At 64.6% G+C, this 8,271-nt stretch carries 7 protein-coding genes; all 7 read right to left on the bottom strand.

What is annotated here, in order from left to right:
* Positions 1-294, bottom strand: a 294-nt coding sequence (locus AC1DYI_RS20500) for a hypothetical protein (protein WP_477205980.1), incomplete at its 3' end; no start/stop codon positions are given.
* A 304-nt stretch (positions 295-598) separates the two neighbouring features.
* Complete coding sequence (locus AC1DYI_RS20495) at positions 599-1,645, bottom strand: hypothetical protein (protein WP_477205979.1); 1,047 nt, start codon at positions 1,643-1,645, stop codon at positions 599-601.
* 111 nt (positions 1,646-1,756) lie between these two features.
* Positions 1,757-2,812, bottom strand: a complete 1,056-nt coding sequence (locus tag AC1DYI_RS20490) for a DUF3466 family protein (protein WP_477205978.1) — start codon at positions 2,810-2,812, stop codon at positions 1,757-1,759.
* Positions 2,813-3,268: 456 nt separating this feature from the next.
* Positions 3,269-3,676, bottom strand: a complete 408-nt coding sequence (locus AC1DYI_RS20485; protein ID WP_477205977.1) for a hypothetical protein — start codon at positions 3,674-3,676, stop codon at positions 3,269-3,271.
* A 289-nt stretch (positions 3,677-3,965) separates the two neighbouring features.
* Entirely contained in the window at positions 3,966-5,030 is a 1,065-nt protein-coding gene (locus tag AC1DYI_RS20480) for a hypothetical protein (RefSeq protein WP_477205976.1), read from the bottom strand.
* 211 nt (positions 5,031-5,241) lie between these two features.
* Positions 5,242-6,822, bottom strand: coding sequence for a lytic polysaccharide monooxygenase (locus AC1DYI_RS20475; protein WP_477205975.1), 1,581 nt, complete (start codon positions 6,820-6,822; stop codon positions 5,242-5,244).
* Between the two features lie 12 nt (positions 6,823-6,834).
* On the bottom strand, positions 6,835-8,109 hold the full coding sequence (locus tag AC1DYI_RS20470; RefSeq protein ID WP_477205974.1) for a glycoside hydrolase family 5 protein: 1,275 nt from the start codon (positions 8,107-8,109) through the stop codon (positions 6,835-6,837).
* Between the last annotated feature and the right edge of the window lie 162 nt (positions 8,110-8,271).

Genomic DNA, 8,271 nt, shown 5'->3' with positions numbered 1-8,271 from the left:
GCCCGGGGCAGCCAACCGGATTTCATGGGCTTGCCGCCTGGCCGTGTCGAACAGGCGCCGCCAGCGCCGACCAATCAACTCGACAGGCACGGCGCCTGGCGGGGGATCGTGCTTCGAGATCAGGTCGAACCATAGCGAGATGTCGCCTTCGAAGGGCGGCACGTCGCAGCCCTCGGGCAGCGCAGACTGGAAGGCCTTGATGCTGATGGTGCTGCCACGCCGGCGGATGTCCCAGCGCGGGTGGCCATCCCAGCGCAGATGGGTGTCGGTGCAGGATCGCCCGCCGCCCACCATGCACCCGTGATGGATGGAGCCCCGGAACCACACGGCAAACGCCGATGGCGTTGCGTGTGGCCAGAACCACCGGATTTCTGCGGTTAGCGCCATATGTCCCTCCGCTGCCAGTGAGTGCACTGCACCCAGACACAGGTTGCCTCGGAGTGGGCAGCCCTATTGGCGAGAGGGTGACTGGTACCGCTCGAGGCGAGCGCTGGCGCAAACAAACAGCGGGAGCAATCGGCGCGCCTGCACCGCCAGGCGGTAGAGAGAGCTCATAGGTGCGGCCTTTCACCGCACCGACGGGCGAGGGCCAAGCAGGTCAGTGCGTGGCAGGCCTCGCGATGAACCCGCGCAGCTGGCCGTTCAGGAAGCCCTCGCCGACGATCACGCCCTTGTTATCAATGTCGTTGACGGTGAAGGCGGTCCAACCGGCGCCGCTCGCGTCCAACAGATCGGCAAAGCGGTAGCAGTGGCCTTTCTGGAAGAGATAGCCCGCTCTCGCAATGTAGGTGTTGCCCACGATGTCATCGCGGTTGTTGATCGCCACCGGGATCATCGTGTCATGGCTGCAGTTGAACAGCTTGCGCATCGTCGTGCCGTCGTGCAGATACAGGCGCGTCTTGCCGGTCTCGTCGTCGGCCATCACGGCCGTGTGGCCGAGGTCGTTGATGGCGAGCGCACCGCTGAATTTGCCGCCAGCCGTTCCCAGGTCGCRCATCACGCCGTTTTCCCAGAGGTAGGCGTGCTCGTAGGTCTGGCCGTCGGCGTCTGGGGGGACGGCCGAACTGCCGGCCACCTGGCCGAGGTTGTTCATGCCGTTGGCGCGGTTTTGACCGCCGCCCAGGTCGCCAAGCGTCGTCAACGTGCCGGCCCGGTAGACGTGGGCACGGTCGAACCAGCCGGACTCGAAGCATTCGAGCGCGACGAGCACGGCGCCGTCATTGTTGATGGCCCGGGCCTTGGTGAACTTCCCGCCGATGTCGGCGGTGCAGGGGATTAGCGGATCCAGGTCGAAAGGCTGGCCGGTGCTGTCCCAGTAGTAGGCATGCAGGTTGGACCAGCCGGCCGCTTCGCCCTGCGTGTTGACAGCCCACACCTCGTTGGAGGCGCGGGCCGGGCTTTCCAGGACCTTGGTCTTGTGGTGTTTGCGGATGATGGGCGCCGTGTAGGGGCCGTTGTCGACGCGGCCGTAGCCGACGACGATGCCGTTGTCGCTGATCGCGGTGGCATTGTCCGGGTCGGCGCCGACCGGCCGTTCCAGTTTCTGGATGCTGTAGACCGGCGCGGCGGCGACGGCGCCGGCGAACGCGAAAGCGGCCGCGGCCAGCAGGGTGCGCGCGGCCGAAAGGTTGAATGGAGAAGTCATGGCTTGACGTCCTTCTATCAAGTTATGAGGTGGTGCCTTGAACGGAAAGGGCCGGCCATGGTCAGGCAGAGTGTCTCCGACCGGCCGTTCCCTGACTTAACCGGCTGGCCGTTACTGTTTCACCGGTGTCGCGATGAAGGCATGGCTCTTGCCGTTCAATATGCCACTGCCGACGATCACGCCCTTGTCGTTGATGTCGTTGGCCTGCAGGCGGGTCCAGCCGGCACCRCTGGCATCCAAGAGGGTCAGCAGCGAGTAGCAGCGGCCCTTCTGGTACAGGAAGGCTTCGAAGCCCTTGCCGAAGTAGTTGCCGGTGATCTGGTCGTGGTTGTTGATGGCTGCAGGCTCCGGCCAGTTGCTCTTGCCGTGGCAGGTGGGCAACTGGTGCATCGTGGTGCCGTCGTACCAGTAGCCACGGTTCTCGTCGGCCGAATTCCTGGACATGCCGACCACGTGGCCGGCGTCATTGATGTCTTGTGCACTGGAATCGTGGCCGCCCAGCGTGCCGATGTCGCGCATGCTGCCGTCTTCCCAGATGTACGCGTGCGTGTAGGTGTGGCCGTCGCTGTCAGGCGGCAGGAACGACCCCCCCACGATCTGGCCGGCGGTGTTGATGCCACCGGCCGAGGTGTAGGTGCCGCCGAGTGTGCCGAGTTCGGTCAAGCTGCCACCGCGGTACACGGACGCGCCAAATACCCGGACACCGGCACGGTCGCATATGAAGCTGAGCACCACCTCGCCGGCGCTGTTGATGCCGTGTGCCTTGCTGTCTCGGCTGCTGTCGGCATCACAGGGCACCAGCGCGTCCAGGTTGGTGCCCGCGCCGGTCTTGTCCCACATCCAGGCCTGGTCGCCGACCCAGCCTGCCACGGCGCCGTCGTCGTTGACACGCCAGCCGGCGGCATCCCAGGTGTCCGGCGCCAACAGCGGATGGACCGAGCCGTGCTCGTACAGGAAGGCGCTTTGGCTGTGACGGCTTTTTATCCACGCGTCGCCGGTGACGATGCCGTTGTTGCTGATTCCCAATCCCGAGAATGGCTGGGCTTGGTGTGCCTTGTCGATGGTTTCGATCTTGTAGACCGGCGCCGCGGCGAGTGCCGCGGTGGCGCTGAAAGTGCACAGCGCCAGCAAGGCGCTGGAGGCGATGAGCGAGATGCGAGCTGGCATATCCAATCCTTTTGTAGGTTAGGTATTGGATGCTAAGCAGCTCGGAGGCCGTTGGTACTCCCTAACTTGAGAGTCTGTGGTGCGCCGTTGCCGCGTCCTCGAAGACGCTTCCGGTGTGGAATCCGGCGTCGAAACGGGGCCGGCCACGCGCCGGCGCCCGATTTCAACGGCCAGTCGTCACTGTCGCACCTGCGTCGCGACGAACGCGTGTGGCTTGCCGTTCAGGTGGTCGGCGCCGCCGAGCCTCGTTGCTGCGCCTGCATTCGACGGCGAAATGGGATGGTTGGCTGCGGGCCGTCGAGCGTGGTGCGTACCGTTGGCCGCCCTTCACACTGGATGCAGACACCGTTGACATGCTCTGTGACCAATCGATTCGTCGCTTGGTGTGTGACACGTGCGGCTCGCAGCAGCATCGAACGCATCAGGTCAGGCATCGCGTGCTTGCTCATTCCGACCTCAGCTTGTCGAGGGGATCTGGCGGATCCAGCGCGCGACCTCGCTGTTCGCCAAGTCGTGCTCAGCCTCACGCGCAATCGCCTCTCTCACCGAAGCCGGTGCCGCGTCCCACTGCCGCACAAACTCAAGCGCATCGTCCACTCGCTGGCGCGCTTGCTGCTGCCAGGAGTCCCGGTCGGCCTTCAGCGCTGCGATCTCTTTCTTCATCGCTTCGATCACAGCCGGGTCAATGACTGCGGATTCGAGGCGCTTTGCTTCCACTGCCAGCGAGCATGCGAGGTCGTGCAATTCGGCGTTGAACTCGTTCACCGGATCTGGTTCGCCATCGGGGCCAGGTACGGTCTTGACGCACCCGGCAATGTAGGAAGAAGCCTTGGTCAGCAGGTCGATGGTGGTGGTGAAGGGCATGTGGGCTCGGAAGAAAAATGGGCGCGGATCGGGAAGTGGGACGCCGCGTTGAAGGTACACAGCGCCAGCAAGGCGCCGGAGGCGATCAGCGAGGCTCGAACCGGTATATCCGTTCCTTTTGTAAGTTAGGTATGGATGCTAAACACCTCGCGGTCTGTTGGTACTCCCTAACTTGAGAGTCTGTGGTGCGCCGTCGCCACGTCCTCGAAGGCGCTTCCGGTGTGAAATCCGGCGTCGAAAACGGGGCCGGCAATGCACCGGCGCCCGATTTCAACGGCCAGTCGTCACGTCACGGTTGCACCGGCGTCGCGATGAATGCATGCGACTTGCCGTTCAGCTGGCCCGAACCGACGATGACGCCGTCGTCATTGATGTCGTAGGCCTGCAGGCGGCTCCAGCCGGCACCGCTGGCATCCAGGATGTTCTGCAGCGGGTAGCAGCGGCCCTTCTGGTACAGGAAGGCCTGGAAGCCCTTGCGGTAGTAGTTGCCGGTGATCTGGTCGTGGTTGTTGATGGCCCTGGGTTGCGGCCAGTTGCTGCTGCCGTGGCAAGTCGGCAGTCGATGCATCGTGCTGCCGTCGTACCAGTAGCCATGCATGAAGTCGTTGGTGGCATCGAAGGCCGTGCCGACGACATGCCCGGCGTCGTTGATGTCTTCGGTGTCGGCGGCGCGGCCGCCCAGCGTGCCCAGGTCGCGCATGCTGCCTGCTTCCCAGATGTACGCGCGGACATAGCTCTTGCCGTCGCTGTCAGGCGGCAACGAGGACGTGCCCACGACCTGGCCGGCGTTGTTGATGGCGCTGACTTCGTTGTAGTCGCCGCCGAGAGTGCCCAGGTCGACCAGGCTGCCGCCGCGGTACAGGTACGAGCCGTTGACCCGGACACCGCTGCGGTTGCAGTCGAACTTGAACACCACGTCACCGGCGTTGTTGATGCCGCGCCCCTGGCTCGAGCGGATGTTGTCGTCGTCGCAGGGCATCAGCGCGTCCAGGCTTTGCGCGGTGCCGGCGCTGTCCCACATCCACGCCTGGTGGCCGACCCAGCCGACCGTCGCGCCGTCATCGTTGACGCGCCAGCCGGCAGCATCGTTGGTTTCCGGTCCGAGCAGCGGGCGTGTCGAGCCGCTCTTGATCTTGAACCGGAAGGCGCTGTCGCTGAAGCGGCTCTTCATCCACGCGCTGCCGGTGACGATGCCGCTGTTGCTGATGCCGAGCGCAGAGTCCGGCCGGGCGTGGTGCTCTTTGGCGACGGCTTCGATGCGGTACACCGGTGGGGCGGCGATCGCCGCCGTGGTGGCCAAGGTGCCGGTCGCGAGCAACGCGATCGAGGCCAGGCGAAGAGTTGAATGTGGCATGTCCGGTCCCTTTGCGGGTGTCAAAAGGGGGCGGATGCTATGCAGGCGCGATTCGCCGTCAACTCCCTAAGTTAGGCAATCTTGGTGTCAGCATGTGTGTACGAGTGCCACTGCCCAGAGGGTGGAATCGATACCGCGATTCGCCGCGCCTTGCGCACAAGAAAAAGGGCCGCACCGGCTTTCGCCGACGCGGCCCTGACTGGCGTGAGGCTTACTTCGTTGCGCAGAACCCGCCGTCGGTGTAGTTGGCGCCCGGTTGCAAGACGTTGTTCGACGCCGGGCCCTCCAGCGTCAAGGTATCACCGGCCTGCGACCAGACCAGGTTCCAGACGTTGTTGGCCTGGCCGACGATCTTCAGCGTCGTCTTCCACTTGACTGGCACCGAGTCGTTGTTGCTGACCTTGACGGTCGCGCAATAGCCTGCGTCCCAATCGCTGGTGACGGTGTAGCTGGCGGCGATCTTGTTCGACACCGTGACCTGCAGGAAGCCGCTCGCGATCTTCGAGCCCTTGGCGGCGAACATGCGGTTGGCCGTGGCGTCGGCCACCGGCTTGATCGCGCCTTGCTTGTTGACCACGCCGATGTGCAAGCCGCTGTCGGTCGCGTTCACGGCGTTCGCCAGCGCCAAGGGCCACTGGCTGGCGCCCGAGTTGGCGTCGGTCAGTACCAGTGCTGGGTTGGGCACATAGTTGTCGGCACCAGTCGTCAGCACGGTGCGCACGTTGACGCTGTCGTTGGCGTGCAGCGTCAGCGGCGTCGACGTCAGCGGGCCCAGGCCAGTCCACTTGGAGCCGCCGGTGGGCTTGTGCAGCAAGGTCTTGGATTCGGTGTCCGTCAACCCGGTCGCGTTCTTCACCAGCAGCGAGATCTGCAGGTTCTCGTTGACCTGCGGCTCGGTCAGCACCAGCTTGGCCTTGGGCTTGTTGGCGTCGACGATCTTGGCCGAGGGCAGGTCGCTCGGGTTCAGGCTCCAGGCGTAGGTCAAGCCCTTGCCCTTCGAGCCGGTGCCGTCGAGCACCACGGTGGTGGCGCCGGTGACTTCGGTGACATCGGGCTTGAAGCCGATGGCCGCGACCGGCGGTTTGCCGGTGCCACCTTCGAATTCGACGTCGACGCAGCTGTGGAAGCGCTCGAAGGTGAAGAAGTTGCGGCCCCACTCGCCGTAGACGACATGGCGGCCGTTGCGCGCCGGCAGCTGGCAGAAGGTGTGGAACAGCGTGGTGCCCTTTTCAGGCACGACGTCGGGGTTGCCATCGGGCTTGGTGTCGTCGTAGTTCAGCGCGCAGAAGGGCTGGTCTTCGAAGTCAGCCCAGGTCAGGGCCTTCGTCGGTGACCATTCGAAACCCGGCTTGGTGATGTAGTAGTGGAATTCCTGGGTGTCCGAGTAGTGCGGCCCCCACGAGATGYTCCAGGTGAACTCCTTGCGGCTGGCGCTGACCTTGTTGGTCGGCCACTGCATCGGCGTGTCCCACGGCGTCGCACCCTTGTTGAAGGTCTCGGCATTGAAGCCGCAGACGTTGGCCGGCAGCGGCGTCACCTCGGCGCGGCCCTTGGTGTGGGTCAGTACGCTCATGAAGTTGTAGCTGCCGGTCCAGTTGGTGTCGAACGCGGTCTTGCACTCGGGGTACTTGGCGGTGCCGTTGGCGACCTCGTCGGGCTTGGTGATCGCGCCGCAGAACCAGTTGCGCGACGGTGGGTCCTGGATCAGGCCGTGGGCCAGGGCTTGCGTGGCAGCCAGCGCGAGCGGCGCCAGCAACCAGGCACGGCGCATCGGTGATGAAGAGATGGGCATGGTGGTTCCTTCTTAGTCGGCGGCGACCGCGCAGATGTCGTGGTCGACCGGCGAGCCGTCCCACAGGCGCTTCAGGTTCTCGTACTTGCCGGTGTTCACGCTGAGCCAGTCGTCTTGCAGGATGCCGCCGGTGTCGCCGCTGTTCGGGTTCCAGGCCCAGTAGAAGAAGTTCTTCGTGCCCTTGCACTTGAGCCAGTCGACGAAGTGGGTCTGCCAGACCTGGTCCTTGTTCATGAACTTGCCGCCGAACTCGCCCAGCACGACCGGGTAGGTGGCCATGAAGCGGCCCATCTGGTTCTCCCAGATGTGGGGCATGTTGTCGGGGAAGCCGGCACTGTCGGCGAAGTAGGCTTGGTCGGCTACATCGGGGCCGTAGATGTGCGGCGACAGCACCAGCCGGTTGCCCGGGATCTTGTTGGCATCGATCGGGAAGCACTGGACCGGCTCGATGTTGCCGCCCCACCAGTGGCCGTCCGGCGTCTGGCAGCTGCCGGCGTTGTCGGACACGCCCTCCACGAACACCAGCACCTTTGGATTCGCGGCGTGCACTGCGGCGCCGGCCTTTTCGGCCGCCAGCTTCCAGTCGTTTTCGACCTTGCCGGTGCCCCAGAAGGCGCCGGTGCCCCAGTCGGAATGCGGCTCGTTCTTCAGGTCGATGCCGATCACGTTCTTGACGTCCTTGTACCGGGTGGTCACGAACACCAGGTCGCGCGTCCAGTCGTCCAGCGTGTAGCCGGGGATGTTGGGCATCTGAGAGATCGCATTGCAATCGGGCCGGTGGTGGTCGAGCAGGACGTAGAAGCCGTTGTTGGCGAACTCGGCAATGATCCGGTCCATCGCCTGCAGAGGGGTCTTGCCTTGCAGGTCGGGGTTCAGGTCATAGCGCACGCCGCCGCTGATGTTGCTGGCCGTCAGCGTCTTGGGGCAGAAGGGCAGGCGCACGGCATTGAAGCCGAGGTCCTTCATCTGCTTGACCATGTCCTGGTAGCTGCGCGCCCACAGGCCGTGAACGATGCTGTCGGGCGTTTCGAAGCCGAACCAGTTGACGCCGTGCATCTGCACGACCTTGCCGTTCACATCGAGGATCTTCTTGCCCTTGACGTGGAAGGGAGCCTTGTACTGGCCCTTGGCGGGAATGTGCAGGTCGTCGAGCAGTTGCAGCGGCGCTTCGTCGATGGTGTCGACATCGGCATCGACCGATTGGGCTTGCGCCAGCAGCGGCGCGAACAGCAGGCCGGCGGCGCAGGCGATGGCCGCCAGGCCTTGCAGGGGATGGTTTCGTTTCATGGGGAGACTCCTTTTCTTGTTTACTTGATGACGATCGTGCAGTCGTGGCCCGGCGTCGAAGCGGCCGAGGGCACCGGCTTCGCGCCGGAGTAGCCGATCTGCATGCCGGCGGACTTGGTGGTGGCGGGGGGCACGTCCTTGTTGTACGAAGCGGGCACCAGG

This window comes from Ideonella sp. P3_A4, assembly GCF_056403075.1.
The sequence above is the reverse complement of the archived record's forward strand: the minus strand, read 5'-3'. Positions and strand labels throughout refer to the sequence as shown.